The organism is Arthrobacter bussei, from assembly GCF_009377195.2.
GTDB classification, from domain to species: domain Bacteria; phylum Actinomycetota; class Actinomycetes; order Actinomycetales; family Micrococcaceae; genus Arthrobacter_D; species Arthrobacter_D bussei.
Genome location: NZ_VJXX01000002.1, coordinates 173492 through 198427 on the forward strand (window position 1 = coordinate 173492; position 24936 = coordinate 198427).

Annotated in this window: 28 protein-coding genes; 11 read left to right on the forward strand and 17 right to left on the reverse strand. The window is 67.9% G+C overall.

Features of this window, described 5'->3' with window-relative positions; translation table 11 throughout:
• Positions 1-21: 21 nt before the first annotated feature.
• The 5 genes from dop to FNH21_RS09065 all read right to left on the reverse strand — a co-directional run bounded on the left by dop (position 22) and on the right by FNH21_RS09065 (position 6935).
• A complete protein-coding gene (gene dop / locus FNH21_RS09045) occupies positions 22-1674 on the reverse strand; it encodes a depupylase/deamidase Dop (protein ID WP_422108763.1) in 1653 nt (550 codons plus the stop codon).
• Positions 1674-3428, reverse strand: coding sequence for a proteasome ATPase (gene arc / locus FNH21_RS09050; RefSeq protein ID WP_152814490.1), 1755 nt, complete (start codon positions 3426-3428; stop codon positions 1674-1676). The genes dop and arc overlap by 1 nt, the downstream gene beginning before the upstream one ends.
• Before the next feature lie 375 nt (positions 3429-3803).
• Positions 3804-4898 carry a tRNA (adenine-N1)-methyltransferase gene (locus FNH21_RS09055; protein WP_152814492.1) on the reverse strand — a complete coding sequence of 365 codons (1095 nt, stop codon included), beginning with the start codon at positions 4896-4898 and terminating at the stop codon, positions 3804-3806.
• A 109-nt stretch (positions 4899-5007) separates the two neighbouring features.
• The gene (locus FNH21_RS09060) at positions 5008-6162 is read right to left on the reverse strand and encodes a site-2 protease family protein (RefSeq protein WP_152814494.1); all 1155 of its coding nucleotides are present in this window, start codon (positions 6160-6162) and stop codon (positions 5008-5010) included.
• Complete coding sequence (locus FNH21_RS09065; RefSeq protein WP_152814496.1) at positions 6159-6935, reverse strand: HAD family hydrolase; 777 nt, start codon at positions 6933-6935, stop codon at positions 6159-6161. Before FNH21_RS09065 ends, FNH21_RS09060 begins: the two co-directional genes overlap by 4 nt.
• Positions 6936-7040: 105 nt before the next feature.
• Here FNH21_RS09065 and FNH21_RS09070 point away from each other — a divergent pair, with 105 nt between their 5' ends.
• A complete protein-coding gene (locus FNH21_RS09070) occupies positions 7041-7931 on the forward strand; it encodes a PAC2 family protein (RefSeq protein ID WP_338403218.1) in 891 nt (296 codons plus the stop codon).
• Positions 7932-8043: 112 nt separating this feature from the next.
• On the opposite strand, the gene mshC is transcribed toward FNH21_RS09070, so the two are convergent.
• Both mshC and FNH21_RS09080 read right to left on the reverse strand, forming a co-directional pair.
• Positions 8044-9309 carry a cysteine--1-D-myo-inosityl 2-amino-2-deoxy-alpha-D-glucopyranoside ligase gene (gene mshC, locus FNH21_RS09075; protein WP_191931796.1) on the reverse strand — a complete coding sequence of 422 codons (1266 nt, stop codon included), beginning with the start codon at positions 9307-9309 and terminating at the stop codon, positions 8044-8046.
• 23 nt (positions 9310-9332) lie between these two features.
• Positions 9333-10157 (reverse strand): undecaprenyl-diphosphate phosphatase, encoded by an 825-nt coding sequence (locus tag FNH21_RS09080; RefSeq protein WP_191931797.1) that lies wholly within the window; start codon positions 10155-10157, stop codon positions 9333-9335.
• A gap of 50 nt (positions 10158-10207) precedes the next feature.
• On the opposite strand from FNH21_RS09080, the gene FNH21_RS09085 reads away from it, so the two are divergent.
• Positions 10208-11143: an aldo/keto reductase gene (locus FNH21_RS09085; protein WP_152814497.1), complete on the forward strand. Its 936-nt coding sequence runs from the start codon at positions 10208-10210 to the stop codon at positions 11141-11143.
• Positions 11144-11255: 112 nt separating this feature from the next.
• On the opposite strand, the gene FNH21_RS09090 is transcribed toward FNH21_RS09085, so the two are convergent.
• On the reverse strand, positions 11256-11537 hold the full coding sequence (locus FNH21_RS09090; protein WP_152814499.1) for a hypothetical protein: 282 nt from the start codon (positions 11535-11537) through the stop codon (positions 11256-11258).
• Positions 11538-11578: 41 nt separating this feature from the next.
• Here FNH21_RS09090 and FNH21_RS09095 point away from each other — a divergent pair, with 41 nt between their 5' ends.
• Entirely contained in the window at positions 11579-11812 is a 234-nt protein-coding gene (locus tag FNH21_RS09095; protein WP_055771038.1) for a DUF5703 family protein, read from the forward strand.
• Between the two features lie 45 nt (positions 11813-11857).
• Here the strand turns inward: FNH21_RS09095 and FNH21_RS09100 are convergent, their stop codons facing one another.
• The 5 genes from FNH21_RS09100 to pnuC form a co-directional block, all read right to left on the reverse strand.
• Positions 11858-13030, reverse strand: a complete 1173-nt coding sequence (locus tag FNH21_RS09100) for an acyl-CoA dehydrogenase family protein (RefSeq protein ID WP_152814501.1) — start codon at positions 13028-13030, stop codon at positions 11858-11860.
• Positions 13031-13059: 29 nt separating this feature from the next.
• The gene (locus tag FNH21_RS09105) at positions 13060-14472 is read right to left on the reverse strand and encodes a M20/M25/M40 family metallo-hydrolase (RefSeq protein ID WP_338403243.1); all 1413 of its coding nucleotides are present in this window, start codon (positions 14470-14472) and stop codon (positions 13060-13062) included.
• 149 nt (positions 14473-14621) lie between these two features.
• A complete protein-coding gene (locus FNH21_RS09110; protein ID WP_241743143.1) occupies positions 14622-15368 on the reverse strand; it encodes an NUDIX hydrolase in 747 nt (248 codons plus the stop codon).
• Positions 15368-16471, reverse strand: coding sequence for an AAA family ATPase (locus FNH21_RS09115; RefSeq protein ID WP_152814506.1), 1104 nt, complete (start codon positions 16469-16471; stop codon positions 15368-15370). Before FNH21_RS09115 ends, FNH21_RS09110 begins: the two co-directional genes overlap by 1 nt.
• Positions 16468-17130: a nicotinamide riboside transporter PnuC gene (pnuC, locus tag FNH21_RS09120; RefSeq protein WP_152814509.1), complete on the reverse strand. Its 663-nt coding sequence runs from the start codon at positions 17128-17130 to the stop codon at positions 16468-16470. The genes FNH21_RS09115 and pnuC overlap by 4 nt, the downstream gene beginning before the upstream one ends.
• A 160-nt stretch (positions 17131-17290) precedes the next feature.
• On the opposite strand from pnuC, the gene FNH21_RS09125 reads away from it, so the two are divergent.
• The 4 genes from FNH21_RS09125 to FNH21_RS09140 all read left to right on the forward strand — a co-directional run bounded on the left by FNH21_RS09125 (position 17291) and on the right by FNH21_RS09140 (position 20030).
• Complete coding sequence (locus tag FNH21_RS09125) at positions 17291-17638, forward strand: hypothetical protein (RefSeq protein WP_152814511.1); 348 nt, start codon at positions 17291-17293, stop codon at positions 17636-17638.
• Positions 17639-17753: 115 nt separating this feature from the next.
• Entirely contained in the window at positions 17754-18620 is an 867-nt protein-coding gene (locus FNH21_RS09130; RefSeq protein WP_191931798.1) for a GyrI-like domain-containing protein, read from the forward strand.
• 263 nt (positions 18621-18883) lie between these two features.
• Complete coding sequence (locus FNH21_RS09135) at positions 18884-19480, forward strand: nitroreductase family protein (RefSeq protein ID WP_152814513.1); 597 nt, start codon at positions 18884-18886, stop codon at positions 19478-19480.
• Between the two features lie 322 nt (positions 19481-19802).
• Complete coding sequence (locus FNH21_RS09140; protein WP_152814515.1) at positions 19803-20030, forward strand: hypothetical protein; 228 nt, start codon at positions 19803-19805, stop codon at positions 20028-20030.
• Positions 20031-20082: 52 nt separating this feature from the next.
• Here the strand turns inward: FNH21_RS09140 and FNH21_RS09145 are convergent, their stop codons facing one another.
• The gene (locus FNH21_RS09145) at positions 20083-20583 is read right to left on the reverse strand and encodes a tetratricopeptide repeat protein (protein WP_152814516.1); all 501 of its coding nucleotides are present in this window, start codon (positions 20581-20583) and stop codon (positions 20083-20085) included.
• Between the two features lie 116 nt (positions 20584-20699).
• On the opposite strand from FNH21_RS09145, the gene FNH21_RS09150 reads away from it, so the two are divergent.
• Positions 20700-21242: a dihydrofolate reductase family protein gene (locus tag FNH21_RS09150; RefSeq protein WP_152814518.1), complete on the forward strand. Its 543-nt coding sequence runs from the start codon at positions 20700-20702 to the stop codon at positions 21240-21242.
• Between the two features lie 312 nt (positions 21243-21554).
• Complete coding sequence (locus tag FNH21_RS09155) at positions 21555-22064, forward strand: hypothetical protein (protein ID WP_152814520.1); 510 nt, start codon at positions 21555-21557, stop codon at positions 22062-22064.
• Positions 22065-22151: 87 nt separating this feature from the next.
• On the opposite strand, the gene FNH21_RS09160 is transcribed toward FNH21_RS09155, so the two are convergent.
• Positions 22152-22394, reverse strand: coding sequence for a hypothetical protein (locus tag FNH21_RS09160; protein ID WP_152814522.1), 243 nt, complete (start codon positions 22392-22394; stop codon positions 22152-22154).
• Between FNH21_RS09160 and FNH21_RS09165 the strand changes: the two genes are divergently transcribed.
• Positions 22386-23102 carry a hypothetical protein gene (locus tag FNH21_RS09165; RefSeq protein ID WP_152814524.1) on the forward strand — a complete coding sequence of 239 codons (717 nt, stop codon included), beginning with the start codon at positions 22386-22388 and terminating at the stop codon, positions 23100-23102. The two genes, FNH21_RS09160 and FNH21_RS09165, sit on opposite strands and share 9 nt — an antisense overlap.
• 181 nt (positions 23103-23283) lie before the next feature.
• Here FNH21_RS09165 and FNH21_RS09170 read toward each other — a convergent pair whose 3' ends face one another.
• Positions 23284-23646 (reverse strand): Hpt domain-containing protein, encoded by a 363-nt coding sequence (locus tag FNH21_RS09170; RefSeq protein WP_191931799.1) that lies wholly within the window; start codon positions 23644-23646, stop codon positions 23284-23286.
• Between the two features lie 363 nt (positions 23647-24009).
• Between FNH21_RS09170 and FNH21_RS09175 the strand changes: the two genes are divergently transcribed.
• Positions 24010-24285 carry a hypothetical protein gene (locus tag FNH21_RS09175; protein ID WP_152814528.1) on the forward strand — a complete coding sequence of 92 codons (276 nt, stop codon included), beginning with the start codon at positions 24010-24012 and terminating at the stop codon, positions 24283-24285.
• Between the two features lie 79 nt (positions 24286-24364).
• On the opposite strand, the gene FNH21_RS09180 is transcribed toward FNH21_RS09175, so the two are convergent.
• Entirely contained in the window at positions 24365-24838 is a 474-nt protein-coding gene (locus FNH21_RS09180; RefSeq protein ID WP_191931800.1) for an alpha/beta fold hydrolase, read from the reverse strand.
• Positions 24839-24936 lie beyond the last annotated feature (98 nt).

Genomic DNA, 24936 nt, shown 5'->3' on the forward strand with positions numbered 1-24936 from the left:
ATGCGTGCGGTGGTCAGGTTCCTATGGTGCCACGCGCCGCTCGGGGCCGCTCAGTAATCGGGACAGGAAATCCTCTGCGTCGACCGCCGCGTCGAAGAGCGCACCGGTGAGCTCGGCCGTGCCCCGGAGCGGCTCCCTGGTCTGCACGCGCTGCAGCCGCCGCTCGCCCGGAAGTTCGAAGATCAGCGAGTCCCAGCTCGCTCCGACGACCTCCGCCGGGTACTCGGCGATGCAGCGCCCCCGGAAGTACGCGCGGGTGTCCCGCGGGGGTTCGACGACGGCACGGGCCACGTCCACCGGCCCGACGAGCAGCTCGACGTCGCCCCGCCGCGCGAGACGTCGGTAGATGCCCTTGTCCGGTCGGAGATCCGCGTACTGCAGATCGACGAGCGCGAGGCGTGGGTCCGTCCAGTCGAGCCCGTCCCGCGCACGGTACGCCTCCAGCACCGAGAGCTTCGCGATCCAGTCCACCTGGCGGGCAGCGTCCATCGGATCCCGGCGCAGGGTGGCGAGCAGTGACTGCCAGCGCGCGACGACGTCACGCGTCTGGTCGTCGGCATCCGGCGGGAGGGCAGCGGTGACGGCCTCGCAGTAGAGCTCCTGGAGGTCGAGGCCGCTCATCGCGCGGCCGTCGGTGAGCTGCACGGTGCGGGTGAGGGATGCGTCGTGGCTGATCGACTGGAGTGCGGCCACGGGGTCCTCGAGGACGGGCACGGGCGCGCGGCCCTGCTCGATGAGCGCGAGGACCAGCGCCGTCGTCCCCGTCTTCAGGTAGTTGGAGACCTCGTGGAGGTTGGCGTCCCCGATGATCACGTGCAGGCGCCGGTACTTCTCCGCGACAGCGTGGGGCTCGTCCCGCGTATTGATGATGGGCCGCCGGACCGTCGTCTCCAGGCCGATCTCGTTCTCGAAGAAGTCAGCGCGCTGGCTGATCTGGAACCCTGCGTCCTGGTTCAGCGCACCGAGCCCCACCCTGCCCGCTCCGCAGATGACCTGCCGCGAGACGAAGAAGGGGATGAGCGCCTCGGCGAGCTTCGAGAAGGGCACGCTCCGCGGGACGAGGTAGTTCTCGTGCGAGCCGTAGGAGACGCTCTTGTTGTCGGTGTTGTTCTTGTAGAGGATGACCGGGGAGAAGCCCGGAGTGGCGGCGATCCGCTCCATCGCCGCGACGGCCACGCTGTCACCGGCCCGGTCCCACAGCACGGCGTCGAGCGGGTTGGTCACCTCGGGCGAGGAGTACTCGGGGTGGGCGTGATCCACGTAGAGGCGGGCCCCGTTGTTCAGCACGAGGTTCATGAGCACCGCCGCCTCGGCGGGCTCACCGCGCTCGAGGGCGATCTGCTCGGCCGTCAGCTCGTCCAGCTCCGGCGGCTCGTCGGTGAGCTGGCTCGGATGGGCACGGGCCCGGTCCATCCGGAAGCCCCGCGCGTCCGTCAGCGGGGTCTCGTCGGTGTAGTCCCAGCGCGTACCGGCCAGGTTGCCGAGACCCTCGCGCAGCGTCGCGGCATAGGCGTTGACCACCTGGGAGGACAGCAGCGTGGGGTTGGCCGACGGCAGGGCAGGCGCGATGATGCCGTACTCCGTCTCCGTCCCCATCACGCGGTGGACGGAGATCCCCTCACCGACGGCAGGCAGCCCCTGTGGGCGGCCCGTGCGCCGTCCACCCGTCTCCATCACAGATACTGGCCGGTGTTCGCCGTCGTCTCGATGGACTTGCCGGGCTCCTGGCCCGCCTTGCCCTGCACGATGGTCCGGATGTAGGTGATGCGCTCGCCCTTCTTGCCGGAGATCCGCGCCCAGTCGTCGGGGTTCGTGGTGTTCGGCATGTCCTCGTGCTCGCGGAACTCGTCCACCACGGCGCGCATGAGGTGCTCGATCCGCAGGCCCTTGCTGCCGTCCAGCAGCAGGTCCTTGATGGCGTACTTCTTGGCACGGTCCACGACGTTCTGGATGACGGCACCGGAGTTGAAATCCTTGAAGTACAGCATCTCGGTGTCCCCGTTGGCGTAGGTGACCTCGAGGTACTCGTTGGACTTGTCCGTGGAGTACATCTGCTCCACCGTCCGCCGGATCATCTCCGCGATGGTGGTCTGCGGGTCGTCGCCGTTCTCGGCGAGGTCGTCCGCGTGCAGGGGCAGGTCCGGGGTGATGTACTTCGCGAAGATCTCCGCAGCTCCCTCGGCGTCGGGCCGCTGGATCTTGATCTTCACGTCGAGGCGCCCGGGACGCAGGATCGCCGGGTCGATCATGTCCTCGCGGTTCGAGGCCCCGATGACGATCACGTTCTCGAGCTTCTCCACGCCGTCGATCTCACTCAGCAGTTGCGGGACGATCGTCGTCTCGACGTCGGAGGACACACCGGTGCCACGTGTCCGGAACAGCGAGTCCATCTCGTCGAAGAAGACGACGACGGGGCTGCCGTCGGACGCCTTCTCGCGGGCCCGGGCGAAGATGAGGCGGATGTGGCGCTCGGTCTCGCCCACGTACTTGTCCAGCAGCTCAGGACCCTTGATGTTCAGGAAGTAGCTGCGAATCTGCTCGAGCCCGGCCCGCTCGGCGGCCCGGGCGGCGAGGGAGTTCGCCACGGCCTTCGCGATGAGGGTCTTGCCGCAGCCGGGAGGGCCGTAGAGCAGGATCCCCTTGGGTGGCTTCAGCCCGTGTTCGCGGTACAGGTCCGGGTGCAGGAACGGGAGTTCGACGGCGTCGCGGATCTGCTCGATCTGCGGGCCGAGGCCGCCGATGTCGCCGTAGGCGATATCGGGCACCTCCTCGAGCACGAGGTTCTCGACCTCGCTCCGGGGGACCTTCTCCAGCCCGTACCCGGACTTCGTGTCGACGGCGAGGGCGTCGCCGACGCGGATCCGCTCCGCCTGCAGCGGGCCGCTGAGCTTGATGACGCGCTCGTCGTCGGTCCGGCCGACCACGAGGGCGCGGTCCGTGCCCATGAGCTCCTTGACCGTGACGAGCTCGCCCGCGCGCTCGAAGCCGAGGGCCGCGACGATCGTGAGGGACTCGTTGAGGAGCACCTCCTGGCCTGCGGCGAGCTGCCGCACGTTGATCAGCGGGCTCACGGTGACGCGGAGCTTCCGCCCGGACTGGAGGATGTCCGCGGTGTCCTGCACGGTGGCCTCGGTGGTGGTGCCGGGCTCGGCGGGGCGCCGCGGATTGACCTGCATGACCGTGGCGAAGCTGAAGGGCGCGGCGCCCTCCTTCTCGAGGGCCGCCTTCAGCCGGACGATCTCCGTGCGTGCCGCTTCGAGGGCGCTGACGAGCTTGCCGTTGTTCTGGGTGGCGGCCGCGAGCTGCCGGTCGATGTGGCGGAGCTTGTCGCGGAGGACGTTGAGCTGCCGCTGGGCGATCGAGGCATCCACGGCGGGCGGAGACACGTCCCGCTGGTCAGGGGCGGGGTTGTCTTGGGAGTCCGGCATATCGGTTCGCCACCTTGGGTTCGGTCCGTCAGCTGTCTTTCGACCTTAGCGCAGACCCCGCCCCGCGGAGCCCACCGGTGATTCGTGCGACGACGCGGGGTTGACGCGGCCGTCCCGCACCTGCTGCATCAGCTGATGCAGCTGATGCACGGTCATCACTTCAGGTCCAACGCGCGACGACGGCGAGGCTCTCCCCGCTGCGCCCGCAGGCGACTCAGGGCCGGCACCGACGTCGGGCCGGCAGGCGCCGGCGGGCCGGCAGGGCGACTCAGGGCAGCACCCGACGCGGGCGGGCATCGCGCTCCGAGCCGGTGTCGGGCCACGTCGTCCGGCGAGCGCCGCTTTCTCCGGCGCCGTCCGCCCGGCGGCCGGGCTCTACTCGACCGTGCCGCCGTCGGCGATGGCGTCGCGTCGCGCCTGCGCCTCCTCGGCCGGGAGGGAGCCGCGCTGGATCGTGGACGCCGCATCACGGGCCACCCGGCGCAGGCGCTTGTCGGAGACGTCGCGCTCCCCCACCGCCTGCGGGGTCCACGCATTGAGGTCCTCAGCGCTGAACCCGGTCTTCGAGGGCCGGCGCTTCGGCGTGAAACCGACGGCCCCGTCGGCCAGGCGGCGCGTGGTCAGCAGGAAGCCCGTGTGGGCGACCATGCGGTGGTCGGGGCGTACCGCGAGTCCCTCCAGGTGCCAGCCGCGCACCATGGACTCCCAGCCGTCGGGCTCGGTGAAGCGGCCGTCGGCGCGGATGGCCTCCGCCGTGCGGGAGAGCTGGGTGACGGTCGCGACGTAGCTGATCCAGACTCCGCCCGGTGCCAGTACGGTGGCCACGGCGTCGAGGCACTCCCAGGGAGCGAGCATGTCGAGGACCACGCGGTCCACGGAGCCCGGTTCCTCATGCTCCACCACCTGTTCCTGGAAGTCGCCGAGGGTGATCTGCCAGGCGGGGTGCGGGCCGCCGAAGATCGTCTCGACATTGCCGCGGGCGATGTCGGCGAATTCCTCGCGACGCTCGAACGAGTGGAGGTAGCCGGAGTCACCGACGGCGCGCAACAGCGAGATGGACAGCGCGCCCGACCCGACGCCGGCCTCGACCACGCGGGAGCCCGGGTAGATGTCGGCCATCGTGACGATCTGCCCGGCATCCTTCGGGTACACGACGGCGGCGCCCCTCGGCATGGACAGGACGAAGTCCGAGAGCAGCGGGCGGAGCGCCTGGTAGAGCTGGCCGCTGGTGTTCTCGAGGATCGTCCCCTCCGCGGTGCCGAGGATGGCGTCGTGCTGCAGGAAGCCCTTGTGCGTGTGGAAGGCGCCGCCGGGGGTGAGGGTGACGGTGTTCATCCGGCCCTTCTCGTCCGTCAGCTGGACCCGTTCTCCGGGTCGGAAGGGCCCTCGGCGAGCAGCCGCGCCGTGCGGCGCGGCCTGCAGTTCGGCGTCGGGGGACGGCGCGGTGGGGGTGGTCGGGGTGTCGCTCATGATGGTCCTTCGGCAGGTGCCGGCGGGGCCGGCAGTGTCAGTGATGGGGAGTGTGTCGAGGCGCCGGTCGGCAGCACGGGGCTCAGCCTTCCGGGCCCCGGCGCGGCGGTCAGGCGCCGGGCGAGGGTTTGCCCGTGATGGCCTGCACCACAATGCGCTGGTGCAGCAGACCGGTGACGGCACCCTGGCGGTTGACGACGGCGTACTCGTTGCCCTCCAGCCGGGCGAGGAACTGGACAAGTTCCTGCCCCTCGGCCCACTCGGGGACGTACGCCCCTGCGGCGAGGCGCCGGGCGGTCGCGTTGACCGCCGTCGTCCCGGCGACCTCCTCGGGGACGGCGAGGAGGGCGCCCTCGTCCACCACGGCCTCGGGGATGCCGGTGGCGCCCGTGATGACGACGGCGGCACCCGGGTGCTCGCGCAGGAGGCGACGGGCGGCGAGAACGGTCGTCCCGGCGGGCAGCCCGAGAGCGCGCTGCTGGAGACGCCCGGCACTGATGGCCGGCAGGCGGAGCCGCATGCGTGCGTTCTCGATGGCCGCCGTGGCACCCATCCAGAGGAAGGCGCCCATGACGACGGCGATGATGATCACCGTGAAGTCCGGCCAGCGGCCCTGGAGCAGGGGCAACCCGATCACCACGGCGAGGAGCAGGATCACCAGAACCCTGCCCGCCCATCCCGCGGCGACCGTTCCCTTCTCCTGGCTCCCCGTGGCTTTCCAGACGGCGCTCTCGACGAGGCGGCCGCCGTCGAGTGGCAGGCCGGGGAGCACGTTGAACACCGCGACGAGCAGGTTGGCCCAGACCAGGATGGTCGCCAGCAGGTAGGTGACCGACCCTGGGGTCATGGCCTGCAGGATGCCCCAGCCGATACCGGCCAGGACGAAGTTCGCGGCCGGCCCGGCGAGGGCGACGAGCAGGGACCGCCCAGGGGACGCATTGAAGCTGGCGAACTGCGTGTGGCCGCCCCACAGGTTGAGGACGATCCGCGTGGTGGGCCAGCCGAAGGCCCGGGCGGTGAGCGCGTGGGAGAGTTCGTGGATGAGCACGGAGGCGGCGAGAAGGAGCGCGTAGCCGAGGGCGACGGCGTACGCGCCCGCGCCGATCCCGGGGAACGCGTTGGTGACGCGCGGCCCGAACACCAGCACGATGAACGCCGTGATGACGAACCAGGACCACGCGAGGACCACGGGGATCCCGGCGATGCGGCCCAGGGACAGCCCCGGGCTCGGTTCTGCTTTCACAGGAGGCGGGGTGCTGGTCATGCCCGCTCCCCTGCAGGCGCCGTGCCGCGGGGACCGACCAGGGCGGCGAGTTCGGCGGGGGTGCGGCCCTCCAGCGTGCTCCAGTCCGTGCGGCGCGTGTCGGGTGGGAGTGGGACGAAGTGCGGGACGGCCAGAGTCACGAGGCCCGCGGCCAGGGCGGAGGTGACGCCTGGCAGGGAATCCTCGATGGCGACCACGCGATCCTTCGTGAGCCCCGGATGATCTGCGGCGAGGAGGTCGAAGCCCAGCTGGTACGCCTCCGGGTCCGGCTTCCCGGCGGAGACGCGGTCCCCGGTGACGAGGTGGGAGAACGTACCTTCCGGCAGGTGCGAGGCGACGGCCATCGCCAGCAGTGGTTCGGACATGGTGACCATGGCGCAGGGGACGCCCTCCTGCCGCAGGGCCGCCAGGAGCTCGCGCGCGCCGGGCCGCCAGGGCACGTCAGCGGCGACGTCGGCGGCGACGCGTCCGGTCAGGTGCTCGATGATGGCGCTGATCCCGAGGTCCACGCCGGCCTCCTGCAGCCGGCCCGCCGAGAAATCGAGGGCCTGGCCGACCAGGGCGGTGGCCTGCTCGATGCTCCAGGTTCCGCCGTAGGACTCGACGAGATCCCTCTCCGCGCGGATCCAGTACGGCTCGGTGTCGACGATGGTTCCATCCATGTCCCAGAGCACGCCCTGAAGCCTCCCGAGGTTCCCGCCGGTGCTGCTGCCGTCCGGCTCGGCCTCGACGCGGGCAAGGGTCTGGACGGTGCCGGTGGGGTGGTGTGCCATGGTCCCAAGTCTACGGTGACCCCTTGACAGGACCGCGCGTCAGCTGTCCGCGTAGCCGTCCAACCTCGCCTGACATGGCCGCGCGGCGGGGTTTAGGGTGAGAACGTGGACAGCTTCGACGAACACCAGCCGACCGGCGTGCAGGATCTCTTCCAGGATGCAGGCGAGCCGGAGCGGCGCATCACCATCATGCTCGCGGCCTTCGAGGGCTGGAACGACGCCGGTGAGGCTGCCAGTGACGCCCTCACCTACATGGGGCGTTTCTTCGGCAGCGAACGCATCTCCACCATCGACGCCGACGAGTTCTACGATTTCCAGTTCACCCGTCCCGTGATCAAGCGGAACTCCGCCGGTCAGCGGCGCATCAAGTGGCCGAACACGCGGATCAGCAAGGCCGTCGTGCCGGATTCAGCGGTGGACCTCATCCTCGTCAACGGCGTGGAGCCCTCCTACAAGTGGCGTGCCTACACGGCCGAACTCGTGGGGCTGGCGAAGGAGCTGAACGTCGACTGCATCGTCCTCGTGGGTGCACTGCTGGCCGACGTACCGCACAGCCGCCCCATCCCGGTGACGGTGACCTCCGACGACGACCTCGTCCGGGAGAGCCTCGAGGTGGAGCCGTCGACCTACGAGGGACCCATCGGGATCGTCGGCGTCCTCGCCGAGATGGGTCTCCTCGCGGACATCCCCACCATGTCCCTCTGGGCCGCGGTGCCGCACTACGTCGGGCAGTCGCCCTCGCCGAAGGCGCAGCTCGCGCTGCTCAACAAGCTCGAGGAGATCCTTCAGATCTCGGTCGAGACGCACGTCCTGACCGAGGAGTCCGAAGCCTGGGAGCGCGGGGTCGACGAGCTCGCGACGGAGGACCCCGAGGTGGCCGCCTACGTGCGTCAACTCGAAGAGGCGAAGGACACCGTCGACCTGCCGGAGGCGAGCGGCGAGTCGATCGCGCGCGAGTTCGAGCGCTACCTGAAGAAGCGCCGCCGCGAGCAGTGAGCGTCGGCGGTAGCAGCCACGCCGAGGAGAACAGCCCGCGGAGCCGTCACAGGATCCACATCCGCCGCGCTCCGGCGCTGAACAGGCGCGGAGCTGAAGCCGAGAAGGCGGCCTAGAGGCGCACCCCGAGCAGGGCATCCGCCAGGTCGCTGACGTCCTGCCGGCCTGAGCCGTCGCCGTGAGTGCCGGCGGCCCAGGCGTCGACCGCGGCCAGCGCCGAGGGGGCGTCGAGATCGTCCGCGAGGTGCCCCCGGACCTGTGCGAGAAGACGGGCGACGTCGGCACGGTCCGCGTGCGCGGCTGCGGCCCGCCAGGCGGCGAGCCGTGCGACGGCTTCCCCGAGGACCGCGTCCGTCCAGGACCAGTCCGAGCGGTAGTGGTGCGCGAGGATGGCGAGCCGGACGGCGGCCGGGTCCACGCCGGCGCGGCGGAGCTTCGAGACGAGCACCAGGTTGCCGCGCGACTTGCTCATCTTGCCGCCGTCGTAGCCCACCATGCCTGCGTGGGCGTAGTGCTGCGCGAGGGGGGATCCGCTCGAGGCCCAGGCGTGCGAGGCACTCATCTCATGGTGCGGGAAGACGAGGTCGGAACCGCCGCCCTGCACCGTGAAGGGAGCCGGGAGGTAGCGGTGCGCGATCACGGCGCATTCGATGTGCCAGCCGGGCCTGCCGTCGCCGAGAGTGCCTCCCGGCCAGTTCGGCTCGGCCGGCCGCGCGACGCGCCAGAGGAGTGGATCGAGCGCGTTGCGCTTGTGCGGCCGCGCCGGGTCTCCTCCGCGCTCGGCGGACAGAGCCACCATCGTGTCGGCGTCGAGGTGCGAGACCTGACCGAGGAACCAGCGGGCGTCGTCGTCCTCGTCCAGCGCTGCGGCCGCATCCAGGGAGAAGTAGACGTCGCCGTCGGGTTCCCCGCCCTCACCCGGGACCGTGTAGGCGAGGCCACGGGCCACGAGGTCCTCGACGGCGGGGACGATCCACCCGACCGCCTCGACGGCTCCGACGTAGTGGTCGGGCGGGAGGACATTGAGCGCCTCCATGTCCTCGCGGAAGAGGGCGATCTGCTCGGTGGCGAGGTCCCGCCAGTCGACGCCCGTGGCCGCGGCCCGCTCGAGCAGGGGATCGTCGACGTCGGTGACGTTCTGGACGTAGGACACGGTGGAGCCGGCGTCCCGCCAGGTGCGGTTAAGGAGGTCGAAGGCCACGTAGGTGGACGCATGGCCGAGGTGCGTGGCGTCATAGGGCGTGATGCCGCAGACGTACAGGCTGCGCTCCGGATGCCGTTCGAGGACCGTCCGTCCCTGCAGGGCCGTGTCGAACAGGGTGATGTCCGACTGGGTGCCGTCGAGTTCAGGGACAGGAGTCGAGTTCCACGCAATCACACGTTCTACCTTACGGCTCGGCGTCAGGCGCTGATGACGCCCAGTCCGAGCAGCACGTACAGAGCGAGTCCGAGCAGGATCCGGTACCAGACGAAGAGCCCGTACCCGCGGGTCGTCACGAACTTCAGGAACCAGCCGATGATCGCGAAGCCGACGACGAACGCCACCAGTGTGGCGAGGGCCGTCTCGGGCAGGGCGTACGGTCCGGTCTCGTCGTAGCTCTTGACCAGCTGGAAGACACCGCTGCCGAACACGGCGGGGATGGCGAGGAGGAACGAGTAGCGCGCCGCCGCCTCCCGCGTGTACCCCATGAGGAGGCCCGCGGTGATGGTTCCGCCCGAACGCGACACGCCCGGGACGAGAGCCAGCGCCTGGGCGAGTCCGAAGAGGATGCCGTGCCGGTAGGTGAGGCTGTGCAGCTCCCGCGCCTGGCGCCCCACATGGTCCGCGACGGCGAGGATCAGCCCGAAGACGATCAGCATCGTCGCCACGATCCACATGCTGCGGAACGTGCTCTCGATCTGGTCCTGGAAGAGGAGCCCGAGCACCACGATCGGCACGCTGCCGAGGATCACGAGCCACCCCATGCGGGCATCCGGGTCGTTCCGCGGGACGGTGCCGCGCAGCGCTCCGAACCACGCCTTCACGATCCGGACGATGTCGCGCCAGAAGAAGACCACGACGGCGGTCTCGGTGCCCAGCTGGGTGATGGCGGTGAAGGCGGCTCCCGGGTCCTGCGCGTTGGGGAGGAGTTCGCCGACGATGCGCAGATGGGCGCTCGACGAGATGGGGAGGAACTCGGTGAGGCCCTGGACGAATCCCAGGATGACAGCTTCTATCCAATGCACGCTAACGACCCTAAGCCATGCACCCGGGCACAGGCCCTAGGCTTGGCCTCATGCAACGGCGAAACGTGGGAGCGAGCGGCCTGACCGTCTCCGCTCTGGGACTCGGCACCATGAACTGGGGCCAGGAGGTCGACGAGGAATCGGCGCGTGAGCAGCTGCGCCTCTTCACCGATGCCGGCGGCACGCTCGTGGAGACAGCGGCGCGCTACGGCGAGGGTCAGTCGGAGGCCATGCTGGGCGGGTTCATCAATGACACCGTGGCCCGCTCGGAGCTCGTCCTGGTGGTCCAGGGGGGCACCACGAGGTCCGGCAGCAGAAGGCTGGACAGTTCGCGGCGCGGCCTTCTCGACTCGCTCGACGCGTCCCTGGCCCTGCTGGGTACGGACCACGCGGACGTCTGGCTGGCGCCCTCCCCCGATCCCGCCGTGCCGCTGCCCGAGATCCTCAGCGCCCTCGACGTGGCCTACTCGTCCGGCCGGGCCCGCTACGTCGGTGTCTCCAACTACGCGGGGTGGGAGTTCGCACGCGCGGCCGCCACCGCGTCCTTCCCGCTCCTCGTGAACGACGTCGAGTACTCCCTCGTGAACCGCGGCGCGGAACGTGACGTCTTCCCCGCGGCGGCGGCTTCGGGCGCGGGGATCCTCGCCTGGGGTGCGCTCGGCCGGGGTGTCCTGACGGGGAAGTACCGCGGGAGGATCCCGTCCGAGTCGAGGGGCGCCTCCGACGTCTGGTCGCCCTACGTGGAGCCCTACCTGTCAGGGAAGCCGCAACGGATCACCGAGGCACTGTGCACGGCTTCGCGCGGGCTGGACCTGCAACCCCACGAGGTGGCGCTGCGATGGCTGCTGCACCGGCCCGGCGTGGCCTCGGCCATCATCGGCGCCCGCACACCCCAGCAGCTGAAGGAGATCCTCCAGGTCGGCGGCGCACCCGTCGCGGGGCCGATCTCCGAGGTCCTCGACGAGGTCTCCGCGCTGCTTCCCTGAGAGTCCGGGCAGGCTGCGCGCGAGTGGCCGGGCCGCGCATGAGCGACGAGCCCTAGCGTGAGCAGCGATCAGAAGGTCGAGCGCTCCAGGCGAGAGCCCTGCGCGTGAAAGGTCAGTGCTCGATCTCGGCGTCGACGAGGTCGGAGGCGTACTCGGCGTCGTCATTGTCGTCGTTATCGTCGTCGTCGTCCGACTCTTCGTAGATCTCGAGCGGAGTGACCTCACCGAATGCGTCGTACAGGGCTTCCTCGTAGACTTCGAAGGCGTCAACGATACCGAGGTAGGCGGCCTCCACCGCGGGATCGTCCTCCCGCCGACGTGACGCCGAGGCAGCGAGATGCTCTTCGAGGGCTGTCACGAGGGACTGGAGCGCGACACGCGGATCAATGCTCATGGCCTAGACGTTATCGGTAAAGTGATCGAAATTGGAGGGATATGCGAGAACATTTTCTGAACGCGACGGCCGTCCGGGAGCGGGATTACGGGCGGCAGTACGAGTATCTGGTGCTCACCGTCACCGCGGGTGAACCTCTTCCCGCGGCGCGGAAACTTCTCACCGAACACGCCGAGTACGGCAAGTGGGAGCTGGAGCGCAGCTGCATCTACATGGGTGGCAGCAGGCGCTACTGGCTGAGGCGGAAGGTCCTGCGCGTGGAGCGCACGGCCTGACCCCACCGGGCCACCGGCCCGACAGGCCCCGGAACCACCGGTCGGTCACGACGACGGCGGCCCCAGCAGGGAGGTCGCGACCGTCGACCGGGCAGATTCGAGGGTCGACGGATGGAACTGCCCCGCCAGGGCATCACGGTGCAGGCGCACCACCTCGGAGTCCGCCGAGAAGCCCGACCCTCCCCCCACATGCAGCGCGACCCCCGTCGCCTCCACAGCGGCGTCGACCGCGTGGGTCTTGAGGGTCACGAGGCGCGGGAACCACGCCGGTCCGGCCTCGTCCCCCGCATCGAGGTCGCGCACGACGTTCTCGAGTTCGGCATCCGCTGCGGTGCGGCGCATCGCCGCCCCTGCGAGCAGGTTCCGCAGCACCGGGTCGTCGGCGAGCGGTCGTCCTGCGGTGTGACTCCGCCTCCGCAGGAGCGACTGCGCCGCGAGTTCCAGCGCACGGTCGGCGATGCCGAGGTAGACCGCGGCGATGAGGGTCTCGAACGCGGCGAAGATCCCGAAGACCAGGAGGTCGGCGTTCGGTCCGACGGGGAGGCGGCGGAAGACGGCGGCTGCGGGGACACGGACATCGATGAGGCGCGTGGTGTTCGACTGCGTGGCTCGCATGCCCAGGGGATTCCAGTCAGTGAGGGTCTCCACCCCGGGCGTCCCGCGCGGGACGAAAGCGTGCAGGATCGAGTCCTCGGCGCCGTCGCGCCCCTCGAGCTTGCCGAAGACACCGAGCCGGGTCCAGACGGGCGAGAGACTCGTGAAGACCTTCGTGCCGGTGTAGCTGTACCCACCGTCGGGGGTCCGTTCGACGCGCGTCAGGGAGTCGAACAGGACGGCGTCGTTGCCCGGCTCGGACACACCGAACGCGAAGACCTCGCCGCGGGCGGCGTCGTCGAGCACGAATTCCAGGGAGGCGTCGCCGCGGTCCGCGAGCAGGCCGGCCACCGCCGTCCAGACGAGATGCATGTTGGTGCCGAGGGCGGTCGCCGGTGCCGCGGAGGCGAGGAGACGCTGGGCCCGGGCGGCGCGCGTCAGCCCGCCCGACGCACCGGGCCGGACGTCCGCGAGCATGCGGAGGTACCCGCAGGCGGTCAGATCGTCGAAATCCTCCGTGAAGAAGGAGTTCCCGGCGTCGTAGCCCGAGGCCCGCCCCCGGAAGCGCTCGAGCAGCTCCGCGGTGAGGAGCTGACCGGCGGTCGTAGCGGACGTCGTCGTCATCTTCGCCCCTGCCGTCCCGACGCCGGCGGTCAGTAGGTGGTGAGCAGGCGGGCGAGCACCTTGGCGCCGAAGCGGAGCGAGTCCGCAGGCACGCGCTCGTCGACGCCGTGGAACATGCCGGTGAAGTCGAGATCATCCGGCAGTTGCAGGGGTGCGAAGCCGTACCCGGTGATGCCGAGGCGGCTGAGCGACTTGTTGTCCGTGCCGCCCGAGAGCGTGTACGGCAGCACCTTGGCGCCGGGATCCTCGGCGTGCAGGGCATCGATCATCGAGTCGACGAGATTCCCCGCGAACGGCACCTCCAGGGAGGTGTCCTTGTGCTCGTAGCTCACGTCGACGCCCTCCCCCGCGAGTCCGCGGATGATCTCCAGGACCTGGTCCTGCTGGCCCGGGAGGGTGCGCATGTCGATCAGCGCCTCGGCGGTGCCGGGGATGACGTTGTGCTTGTACCCGCCCTTGAGGACCGTCGGGTTCGCCGTGTTCTGCAGCGTCGCCCCGACGAAGCGCGCCACGGTGCCGAGTTCCCGCAGGAGGATGTCGGGATTGTCCGGGTCGAACTCGACCCCGGTCAGTTCGGTGACGCCGTCGAGGAACTGGCGAGTGGTGGGCGTGAGCTCGATGGGCCAGGCGTGGTCACCGATGCGCGTGACGGCCCGGGCGAGGGCGGTCACCGCGTTGTCGGTGTTGATCTGCGAGCCGTGCCCGGCCCGGCCGTGGGCCACCAGCCGCAGCCAGGAGATACCCTTCTCGGCGGTCTGCAGCAGGTAGGTGCGCTGCCCGCCGATGGTCGCCGAGAATCCACCCACCTCGGAGATGGCCTCGGTGGCACCCTCGAAGACCTCGGGCTTGTTGTCCACGAGCCAGGAGGCACCGTATGCGCCGCCGGCCTCCTCGTCGGCGAAGAACCCGAAGATGAGGTCGCGCTGCGGTTTGACGCCGTCGCGCTGCATGGAGCGGAGGACGGACAGGATCATCGCGTCCATGTCCTTCATGTCGACGGCGCCACGGCCCCAGATGAGCCCGTCCTTCTCCTCCCCGCCGAAGGGGTCGACGGACCAGTCCTCCTTCTGGGCGGGCACGACGTCGAGGTGCCCGTGGACGACGAGGGCCGGCAGGGACGGGTCCGTGCCCTCCATGCGCGCGACGACGGACGTGCGACCGGGTGCGGCCTCGAACAGCTGCGTGGACAGGCCCACCTCCTCGATGAGGCCGGCCGTGTACTCGGCGGCGGACCGCTCCCCCGGGCCGGCGTTGTCGCCGAAGTTCGAGGTGTCGAACCGGATCAGTTCCTGGCAGATCCTGACGACTTCATCTTCGGGGGTGATGCCCATGTGGTCCTCCTGGGTAGCAGTTGCTGCCCAGCCTACCGAGGGTGGCGGGCGCCGTGGGGACCGACGGGTGAGTGGTCGCCGGGAGGTCTGCCGTCGGACCGCGAACGAAATCGGGACAACCGGTCACCGCGACCGGCGAGAAGCCCTCGGCGGGATGACGGTGGCCACTGCTGCACCGCGGGGTCCGGTAGTCGGCCGTCGCCAGACATGCGCGCGGGACGGGTCCTCCCCCGTCGCCGGTCTGCCGTTTCCGTCGCGGGTCATCGGTGGGCCCCGGCTGCGGGTCGCACCAGAGGCGGGCTGAGGTACTCGTCCTTCACGGTGAAGACGGTGGCCGGGGCACCTTTCGACCGGGCGACCTTGCGGCCGGTATCGGTCAGGGCGCCCGTCATCTTGCGGGTGAAGTTCCCCGCGTCGAGCCTCGAGTTCCATACGGCGTCGTAGACGTGACGCAGCTGGTAGAGAGCGAACTCCTCGGGCACGAGTCTGGCGGCAGTGAGCGTGTACTCGATCTTCCCGGCCAGGCGCTCGAGCGCCTCGGTGAGGATGTCCCGGTGGTCGAAGGCCAGCTCCTCGTCGGCGAGGACCTCGTGCACGGGCTTCCAGTGCGCGGCGCTGGCGTCGCTGCCGGGACTGAGCCCGGGCAGGGTCCGGCTGTCGGTGGCCAGCAGTGCCAGGTGGGCGACGGAGACGACCCGCATGCGCGGGTCACGTTCCGGCGAGCTGTAGGTGGCAAGCTGCTCGACGTGTGCGCGGTGCCGCCCGAGGTCCAGTCCGGTCTCCTCCTCCAGTTCGCGCCAGGCGGCGTGGAGGGCGTCCTCGTCCGGTTTGACGAAGCCGCCGGGCAGCGCCAGCGCGCCCCGGAACGGGCGTCCGCCGCGGCGGATGAACACCGCGTGCAGGACGCTGTCGGTCACGGCGAAGACGACGAGGTCCACGGTCAGTGCGACGGAGGGGTATTCCTTGGGCTCGTAGTCCTCGAGGAACTGCTGTTCTTCGGTGGCCATCATGCTCCTGCGAGGACCGTGCGCCTGGCCCAGGGCGGCGAGGTGAAGCGGTTGCGCTGGGCGATGATCAGATCGATGAGCTCGATCGCGGTGTCCATGCGCCGCTCGTGGTCGCCGGTGACGAGGATCCAGGAGTGGCCGGCGGCGGTGAGCTCCTCCTTGAACCATTCGGTCATCTCGGCCCGGCGGTGCTCGCCTTCGCGCCAGCCGTCGTCCTCGAAGGCGACTCCCTCGTGATCGGTGATGAGGTAGATGTCCCGACGCGGCAGCTGGTGCAGGGCCCGGTAGGAGCCGTAGCTGCCCTCACCGAGGTAGTAGCGCTCCCACAGGGTCGTCGCGAGGCTGTCGGTGTCGGCGATGACCAGCGGACAGCGCGCTGCCGCCTCGTTCTCCATCTCGTTCTGCCGTTCGCCGATGACGGCGAAGTCCTCGAACGTCCACTCGAGGTCGGAGAGCACCGCACCGGGGTCCTGTGCCTGCGCGGCCGCGAACTTGTCGTACGTGTACTGGCGGCCGAACTCGGGCACGTCCACCAGCTCGGGGTACCGGGAGCGGTAGTGCTCGGTGAGAGCGCGGGTGAGAGTGCTGGTGCCGGTGGATTCGGAACCGACGAGGATGATGCGTACGGCCATGTCCTGCCGCGCCGGCTTGATGATGTCCCGCCAGGCCGCGGTGAGGTCATCGCGGCACAGGGTTCCGCTGACGGGGTAGGCGGTGCGTGCAGCGTCCACCATCACGTGCGCCGCGTCGAAGCCGGCGGCCAGCTCCTCCCCGTACTCCTCCGAGCTGAAGACGGCGTCGACGGCGGTGATGCCGTCGAGTCCGAGGGCGGTGCGCATCAGCTCGATGTGGGCCTTCCAGATGGCCTTGGACGTGTAGTCCTCGGGGCAGTCGTCCGCCATCCCGATGACCGACACGTTGGTTTCGGCGAACTCGTCGGCGAGCCACTTCACGCGGTCCACCAGGGCGATGTTCTCGAACCGGTTGCCGAGGACGACGACGGCGAGCCTGGTGCTGGCCGCGGCGGCGTTGGCGATGAGGTGCCGGTGGCCGATGTGTGGCGGGTAGAACTTCCCGATGACGAGTCCCTGGTCGATGGTCATGCCGGCACCTTCTCGGTCTCGGCGGCAGGGGTGGTGCGATCGGTGCGGCTGCGCTTCCAGTCGACGAGACCGTAGACGCAGAGGGCAGTGAAGCCGATGTAGAGGATCGCGGTGAGGTTGAGACCGCGGGAGACGTAGAGCGGGATGGACACCAGGTCGATGACGATCCACACGTACCAGTGCTGGAGGATCTTCCTGGCCTGCCCGTAGGTCGCGAGCAGTGAAGCGGCGAGGACGAAGGCGTCCGGCCACGGGACCTGGGAGTCGGTGCCGTGGGTGAGGATGACGGCGATCCCGATCGTCGCCAGGGCGACGGCGCCGAGGCCGACGGCGACCTCGTTCCGGGAGGCATCGCGAATGGGCAGGTCGCCGGTCACCTCGGTGTCCTCCGCTCCGCGGACCCAGTTGTACCAGCCGTACACGGCGACGGCGGCGAACACGGCCTGCAGGACGGTCTCGCCGTAGAGCCCGGCGCCCAGGAACAGGATCATGAAGGCGATGTTGTTGGCGATGCCGACCGGCCAGTTCCAGGCCCGCTGCCGGGCGACGCCGTACACGCAGGCCGCGCCGGTGACGAACCCGATGACCTCGATCCAGCTGACGGGTGCCCCGAGCAACTGAGCGGCCGGGGCATTCATCCAGTCCAGTACTGCGTCCATGTCCTGCTCCTCGTTTATTGTCACTCTGACAATAAGCAGTCTAGAGCATCGATCTCCTGTTGCGGAACGCTGAGGTCGATTGCTGGCCCATCGGCTCGCCCATGGACGGCATCTCGAGGAGTCATGACATCAAGGCACCGGGACGCCGCTCGTCCTCACCGTGACCGACATCCTGGGCGTGACAAGCGTCTGGAGCACGGTGATCAGCGTCGCGCTCTTCCTCGCGATCTTCATGCCGCTCGGCCTCGCCGCGGTGAAGGAACTCAACGACCATCGGAAGCGAGGGCTGGAACCGCTTCCCCGGATTCCCACCCGTCGTTCACTGATCGCCCTCGGAGTCTTCACGGTCCTGTTCTGGGCGTTCTTCCTGTGGATCATCCACTGGCGCGGCGACGTCGTGTTACCCCTCCTGCCGATTCTTTGCATCATTGCGCTCGGCGTCGATATCCGCAGGTACTCCCTGGCAGGACGACAACGCGCCGACGACGCCCTCCCGCCCGCCGATTGATGCGTTCCGCCTACGGTCCCGGGGCAGGACGCGAGCGGTGAGGTGATCCCATCGGACCGCGATAGTAGGGTGCCGATGACTGGGACCCGGAAGGCTGGATGGCGAAGGGAGAGCCGTGATCACCGAGCTGAACAGACTCATGGAAGCGGTCGAGGACAGTCTGACCGGCGATCTGGACGTGCCTGACGTCGCTGTGGGACTCGGGACGACGGAGTACCACCTGCGGAGGATGTTCTCATCGCTGGCCGGAATGCCGTTGTCGGAGTACGTTCGACGTCGCCGCATGACACACGCTGCAGGAGACCTGCTCCGCGACGAGGACCTGCTGAGTATCGCGGTGCGGTACGGCTACGGATCGACCGAAGCCCTCGGTCGGGCTTTCCGTTCCGTCCACGGCGTGAAGCCCGGCGACGCACGCCGGGACGGAGGACCCCTTCGCACCCAGTCACAGCTCAGGTTCACCCTGACCGTAGAAGGGAAAAGCACCATGGACACCCGTATCGCAGAACGCCCGGCCTTCCGCCTCGTCGGCCACGCAGCCCGAGTCCCGCTCATCCACCTGGGCATCAATCCGCACATCCAGGCACACGTAGCATCCATACCTCGCGAGGAGCACGACCGACTCAGAACTCTGGGCAATACCCAGCCGGCCGGCCTGCTGCAGGTCAGCGCCGACGTCGACCCCGACTACACCGAAGGCAGCGACCTCACTTACCTGCACGGGGTTGCCGTCACCGAGACGACCCGCGCAGCCGAGAATCTCGACGCCATCGAGGTGCCGGCCGGGACGTGGGCGGTGTTCCGGACCGAAGGCGAGTACCCGGCCACCCTGCAGTCCGCCTGGGCGGCCACTGCCACGGACTGGTTCCCCTCCAACCCGTGGCGTCTACGTCCGGGCCCTTCGATCGTCGCGATCCTCGAGCGGTCCGACGATTTCAGCACAGCCACCTGCGAGTTGTGGCTCCCTGTGGAGCACGCCTGATCGGATACTCACACGACACGTCATCACACTGACCGATGGAGGCGTGCGCGAAGACGTGGACGCCTCCATCGGTCCTGCTGCTCGCCTGCGGAGCAGCGCACTCGATCCGCAGTGCACAACTCGCACCGGGCAGTGATCTCGTTCATTCCCTGACTGCAGAAAACTCCTCGACACCGCCGGCAGGAATGAGTGGAAGCAATCAGTTGTTCCCCGTGTGAGGCTCGATGATGCGCCGACATCCCGGAACCAGCACAGGAGTCTTCATGTCCCTCAGCCCTGACACCACGACGGCTCGCTTCTCCGACACCCGCGTGCCGATCATCGATGAGCTCGCCCGACGCTGGAGCCCCCGGTCATTCGATGCAGAAGCCACCATCACTGAGGCGCAGCTCGACGCACTGCTCGAGGCGGCCCGCTGGTCGCCCTCAGCGAGCAACCATCAACCGCGACGCTTCATCGTCGCGCGGCGCGGGACCCCCGCGTTCGAGTCGATCGCGTCCGCGCTCGTCGGATTCAACGCGACATGGGCTCACCGCGCCTCCGCACTGATCGTCGGTGTCGCCGAGACGTCCACGGTGGAGGGCGACAAACGCCCCTACGCCGAGTACGACCTCGGCCAGGCCGTGGCTCACCTCAGTGTCCAGGCCGAGGCAGAGGGTCTTGTGACCCACCAGATGGCTGGCGTCCAGTGGGACACCCTGATCGCCGCCTTCGGTCTCACCGAGAACCTCAAACCCATGACGATCACCGCCGTCGGCACGATCGATACGGCGGACAAGCTCCCCGAAGCTCTCGCCGAACGGGAGACGGCGCCTCGCACGCGCCTGGCGCTCGAGGAGATTGTTCTCCTTCGCAGCTAGCAGAACCAGCTCGAAGATGCCCCGCGGGTCCTTCTCGTACAGGTCAGCACGACGTCGGCGACGAGGACCCGATGCGTCGCTGACTGGACTCGGGAGCATCACAACGAGCCACTCGTCGCTGCCGGTACATGATGCGTGAGGAGTACGTCGCTCCGACTGTCCTGCTCATCGTTCTCGTCTTCCTGCCGGCCGTCTGCCTGTTCGTCACCCGTCAGGCTGCAGAAGGTCTCATCACCCGAGATGCACGGCCGGAATCCGCACCAGGCACACGCAAGTAACCGACGACGCGTGGATATCCGGTCACAGGGCTGCTCTTCCGGCTGTGAGAAGGACCAGAGACGATGAGCTCAAGCTGGATCCGATCACCACCGACGATCCTTGGGCGGCCTGGACCCTGATCGACCTTCCCTCGGAGCAGACCTTCCGCGTATTGGACGACGCCGGCCGTATCAGGCCGACAGAATACGCATCCATTCACCTCATGAAAGGCCTTGACACCCGAGACCTCTCTCCAATCACCAACGCCCACAACAACATCCTCGACATCTGAGATCGTCGCGCTCCACCTGCCCGGTGAAGTATCCCTCGTCGGGAACAATGCGCTACGGGTGCTGGCCCTGTAGGGTGCGGATGTAGGCCGCATTGCCGGTGATTGCTGGCTTGTATCGCTCGATGTCGGGAGTACGAACGAAGCTCACCACTAGGTCGAGCAATGCTGCGACGGATTCATCTGGGTGTCCTGCGGCATGCAGAGTGATGGCCTCGAATGCGCCCAGGGCAGGGGAGTCGGGAAACGCAGCACGAGCTTCTCGAAAGACCACCAGAGACCTTTCGTATGCGCCCAAGTTCCTCAGCGTCGATCCGTATTGGACGTAGCACCGGCGCAGTAGATCACCGTGGAGCCCGGCGGCGAGAGCCTTCTCGTAGAAGCCTTGGGCAATGTCTTCCTGGCCCGCGGTGTCGTATGCACCGCCGACTTCGTAGAGAACTCGCGCGTTTTCGGGGTCGGCTGCGTAGTAGGGCAACAACGCGTCGATGGTGGGCTGCATGTTGTCGCGGTCCCGACTCTCGAAGATCAGATCGAGCTCATGATTCAAAGTCATGGTGTAACTCTGGCATGAGACCTCCCCTGCATCCGCGAGCCGATTCTTTGTGAACACCCGAAAGGTGGCAAGTTCTTGCTGTGGCGCAGTCGTGGAAACCGTGCCAGCCTGAGTCGATGCGGCCTCTGCGATATTCGATCAATGTCTCGCTCGACGGCTGCGTCGACCACACGGCCGGCGTCCAGGACGAACAATCCCACAATCACGCAGCCCGAACCATAGCTCGTGCCGACGCGATCATCCTTGGCCGCACCACCTACGAGCTGATGGAATTCTGGCGTACGGCGGAGGACTTACCGCCATGGATGAAGCCATTTCAGGAGTCGATCAACGCGGTCAAGAAGTACCTCGTCTCGAGCACGCGTGAACCGGACGGATGGAACACCGAAGCGCTGACCGGTGACCCCGTCGAGGCGATCAGGACGCTGAAGGAGCGGCCGGGCGGAGGACTGTATGTCGGGGGCGTGGCGCTGCCCCTCGCTTTGGCTGACGCCGGACTCATCGACGAGTACGAGTTCGTCAGGTACCCCACACTCGTGGGCCACGGGCCCAGGCTCTTCGACGGTCTCGACGGTCCGCTGAATCTGCAACTGGTCGGGATCACAGAGTTCCCCTCCGGGGCACGAGCGGAGCGCTACATTCCGGCCAGTCGCTCATAGCCGCCCTGGCCAAGGCACTGTGACCATTTCGGTACGTGTCGTGATCCTCCTGGTGATCTTGCCGTCGGACACTGGGGTATGGCACTCATGGGGGTTCAGAAGACAGGTTCGGCGCATTGGTTCAGAGAGCACCGCGGAGCCTTCCCATCTATCGCTGGCTTGCTTGCCTATGTCGGTTTGGCGGTCGTAGCGGTCTCCATCATCATGACGACGCTCGCCCTCAATGACCTCGTACGCCGCTACTCCCGGGACGGCGCGCGCCGGTGACGGTCCTGCTCACCAGACCCGACTTCGTTACTGGAAGGCGAGCGTGTGTCCGACTGGGTTCGCATGCAGGCCAGATCACGACGCAACGATGTGTGGCTCGACGTCAATGGACAGGGTAAGCCGAAGATCACCGAAGAGCCCTGGTGCATGCCCGACGGTGTCACCGGTGTCTACCCGTTCATCGTGGACTGGCGTCCTGAAAAACTTCCCTTCCCGCTATGGCTCGCGCCCTACAACGGAGGTAAGACATTCGGTGACGTGCTGTGGACCGTTGGGATCACGCTGAAGATCGCCTCCACTGGTTTCATCGCGGCACGTCGCGCACTTGGGGCCACCGGGTACCGGACCTTCGACGTCGAGGTTCGCGACCACGCGGGCTCGCCTGTCGAGGGATACACCGGCTTCGCGACCGATCCGTCCCCAGGCTCTGACATCCAGAACCTCTACGACCAGACAGGCCAGAACTATGCGTTCATCGCCTCGCAGCGTGTCATCGAGGCATTGCGCGACCACGGAGCGGACCAGCTCGACATCAGCCCCTACACCCCCGACTGACCCGGCATCCGGCTCTTACCCCGACCGACACCCGAACTCCTGAGGACCGGGAATCGATGCTCGTGCGCAGTTGTACTGGGAAGCACCTCAGGTCTTGATCAGTTCATGTACCCCATTCAGATCAACACCGATGCGGTGCCGGTCAACCGTCCGCTTCTGATCATGGGGATAGGTGTAGCCGTCATCGTTCTGGTCGTAGTCGGGGCTCTCGTGACGACCGCCTCGATAGGGCCAGAAATTGGTGGGCACGGAAGTAGCACGACAGACGATCTCGCTTCGAGATGCATTGACAGGTGGATCGCTGCCTGACTGACTAGCGACATGGTCCATCACGCCGTCCTCGACAAGGTCCTGTTCGTGACGCGTGAAGCGATCAGCAATGGTCTGCTCTCTGACGCCGATTCCCTGGCTGCCGGGATCGAAGCCGCGGGCTGGGTGCGCGCGGTGGACGGTGGGCACTGGTACTGCCCAGATGAACCCTCCTGGTCTCTGCTGTCGTCCGACTACGCCCCGAATCTGGCCGTGTTCCTGACCGAGGAGGACACTGCGGTGGTCTTCACCACGGGCCGGGAACTCGCACGGCGGCTCGACCAGAACGAGGACCTGCACCAGCACGAGTCCGGGCCAGACTGGCCTACGTGGTCATCTGATGATGCGCGCTGGAAGGAATGGACGGGCCTCGGACCGGACTGGGTGATGTGGGACGGAGGCTCGGCCCGGATCTCTTTGAACGTACAGCCCGCCTACCAGCCAGGTGGTCATCGCTCGCCACCGCACCTCCACTTCCAGATCGAACGTCTCGACACCCCATCCGGCGGGCTCCCCCCGGATCCTGATCAAGCACGCCAGATAACCGCCTCAGGATCACCTATCGCACGCTGGTATCTCGCAGCAGAAGTCGACCTGCCCGAAGACGTCATTGATGCTCTTCGCCGTGACCCAGACCCTGCCGTCGTCGCCGCCGTCGAATCGGGAGAGAGATACCGGACGATGCACGCCACCGCGCAGGACCACATGCGGCGACACGACGAACCCTGACTCGAGCCCGGCCCCGCAGCGCCCCATGACGACCAGAAGGCCGACTCTCTGGTAGGGAGAACCTCACCGAGCAGGTGACCCCAGTTACCACGCCTAGGGAGACGTGGTGGGGACGATCGGCTGTGGGCCGAGACGACAAAGCTGCGGACGAGTACCGTCTGGGCACTCCTGGCGGTCCATCTCAGGCGTGTTGTCGCACTTCTGACGCATTCGAGGGGGATTCCGCGGGCGTGCGGAACGGGATGATGGCTGTCCGGAACAGGTCAGCTTGGCCTTGAAGCTTGCGCACGAGTGGCCCGACGGCAGTCGACTCGGGGTTGCTGAGATCGAGTGCGCGGGTGGTGGATGCCTCCAGCTGGCGCGCTCCGACCATGACGGCGCTGGCCCGCAGACTATGCAGGGCCCGCACAGCATCTTCATGGTGGTGGGCTCTGAGCGCGTCCTCGATGACGCGGATACGGTCAGTGAGCATGGCAGCAAAGGAGTCGAGGAAATCAGTGGCAGTCGCCCGCGAGTCCAGCTGATCAATCAGCTCCTCGAACACTGCAGGGTCAAAAGCCGGAATCACAGGCACCGCACGAGCGAGGCACCAAGATCCTCGTGCGAGGCTACGAACGTCGAGGTCGAGCCACCCTTTTGCCTGTCCATCGCCGCCCCAGTTCCGACACCCGCCGCCACCGTGGCAACCGTTCCCAGTGTCATCCGGACAAGCCGGTCAGCACACGAGTAGCGGCTACCTGTTCTGGGCCGCCCTCGATGAGTTCAATCCTTTGGTGGGTTCGGTTCGGCAGGGTATTCGCAGGACTCGGTGAGCTTCGGTCTGTTCCCGTTCCCGGCGGATGGCCGACCCGTACATTGAAGGTGTGGTCTCACGTCTCGTTCGCCTGGTCATGGCGGCACCAAAGCCGTGCCCTGCGATCCGATCGACGGCAGGAAGCTCGCACCCGATACCGGGACGGTGATGGGCGTGAATCTGGAATGGGGCAGGGAGACCCTCGCCGAGTACTCCGAGAAGCTCGGTGAACGCGCCGCGGTCGCGGTGGCGTTCGCGGACTTCCCGTTGAACGAGGAAGACCCGGGCCCGTTGGCGCTCGTGCCGCGACTGCCCGGTCTGACTGACGCGGAACGAGTCCTCATGCTGGAGTGGCTAGCCCGATACATCCAAACCGCGCAACAGCGTTGATCACCACGAGCCAACAGGAGCACGCGCTGAACTGGCTTCGCGCTAGTACTGGAACAACGGCACCTCAGTAAGTGCACACCTACTCGAGCCGCCTGCCACCATGCATCAGCATTTGTACCTGTTCGACGATCAGGTCAGGGCGGGTGAGGAACGGGTGATGCCCGGTTGGCAGCTCAACGCTGCGTGTTGCTCGGTTCGCGTGGAAGCGCTGCAACTCAACCGAGGTGCTTCTGTCCTGCCCGCAGACGATGTAGGTCGAGTCGGTTCCCTGCCAGCCGGCCGCGCTGGTCGGCGTCATGAACGCTCCCACAGCCTGCGCGGCTACCCGGTCCCACGCCCGCTGCCTACTTTCGCCATCGGCGTCCTGGAGGAACCGGTTCCCGAATGAAGCCACGTCCTGCCGCGCAATGAGAGCAAGCTGAGCGAAGAAGTCACGAAGCGCTACGGCGACGACCGCTCGATCGACGAGATCTCCAAGACGTGGAAACCGTTCCGCTCCTGGGCAGCAGTGCACCTTCGCGCGCTGCGGGCACTCGCCGAATAGACAAGCCACTCACGTCATGCACCGTGGGCGCAGCCAGGGGCAGCACCCGCCGACCCAGCGTCCCGCTGATCGATCGTTTCCGTACACCTCACGCGGTGACTGCCTTT

Bases quoted from the DNA above. Each gene is read 5' to 3' on its own strand.
- dop (WP_422108763.1), bottom strand. From the start codon at position 1,674: ATGGAGACGGGTGGACGGCGCACGGGCCGCCCACAGGGGCTGCCTGCC.
- arc (WP_152814490.1), bottom strand. From the start codon at position 3,428: ATGCCGGACTCCCAAGACAACCCCGCCCCTGACCAGCGGGACGTGTCT.
- FNH21_RS09055 (WP_152814492.1), bottom strand. From the start codon at position 4,898: ATGAGCGACACCCCGACCACCCCCACCGCGCCGTCCCCCGACGCCGAA.
- FNH21_RS09060 (WP_152814494.1), bottom strand. From the start codon at position 6,162: ATGACCAGCACCCCGCCTCCTGTGAAAGCAGAACCGAGCCCGGGGCTG.
- FNH21_RS09065 (WP_152814496.1), bottom strand. From the start codon at position 6,935: ATGGCACACCACCCCACCGGCACCGTCCAGACCCTTGCCCGCGTCGAG.
- FNH21_RS09085 (WP_152814497.1), top strand. From the start codon at position 10,208: ATGCAACGGCGAAACGTGGGAGCGAGCGGCCTGACCGTCTCCGCTCTG.
- FNH21_RS09090 (WP_152814499.1), bottom strand. From the start codon at position 11,537: ATGAGCATTGATCCGCGTGTCGCGCTCCAGTCCCTCGTGACAGCCCTC.
- FNH21_RS09095 (WP_055771038.1), top strand. From the start codon at position 11,579: ATGCGAGAACATTTTCTGAACGCGACGGCCGTCCGGGAGCGGGATTAC.
- FNH21_RS09100 (WP_152814501.1), bottom strand. From the start codon at position 13,030: ATGACGACGACGTCCGCTACGACCGCCGGTCAGCTCCTCACCGCGGAG.
- FNH21_RS09110 (WP_241743143.1), bottom strand. From the start codon at position 15,368: ATGGCCACCGAAGAACAGCAGTTCCTCGAGGACTACGAGCCCAAGGAA.
- FNH21_RS09115 (WP_152814506.1), bottom strand. From the start codon at position 16,471: ATGACCATCGACCAGGGACTCGTCATCGGGAAGTTCTACCCGCCACAC.
- pnuC (WP_152814509.1), bottom strand. From the start codon at position 17,130: ATGGACGCAGTACTGGACTGGATGAATGCCCCGGCCGCTCAGTTGCTC.
- FNH21_RS09135 (WP_152814513.1), top strand. From the start codon at position 18,884: ATGTCCCTCAGCCCTGACACCACGACGGCTCGCTTCTCCGACACCCGC.
- FNH21_RS09145 (WP_152814516.1), bottom strand. From the start codon at position 20,583: ATGACTTTGAATCATGAGCTCGATCTGATCTTCGAGAGTCGGGACCGC.
- FNH21_RS09150 (WP_152814518.1), top strand. From the start codon at position 20,700: ATGCGGCCTCTGCGATATTCGATCAATGTCTCGCTCGACGGCTGCGTC.
- FNH21_RS09165 (WP_152814524.1), top strand. From the start codon at position 22,386: ATGGTCCATCACGCCGTCCTCGACAAGGTCCTGTTCGTGACGCGTGAA.
- FNH21_RS09160 (WP_152814522.1), bottom strand. From the start codon at position 22,394: ATGGACCATGTCGCTAGTCAGTCAGGCAGCGATCCACCTGTCAATGCA.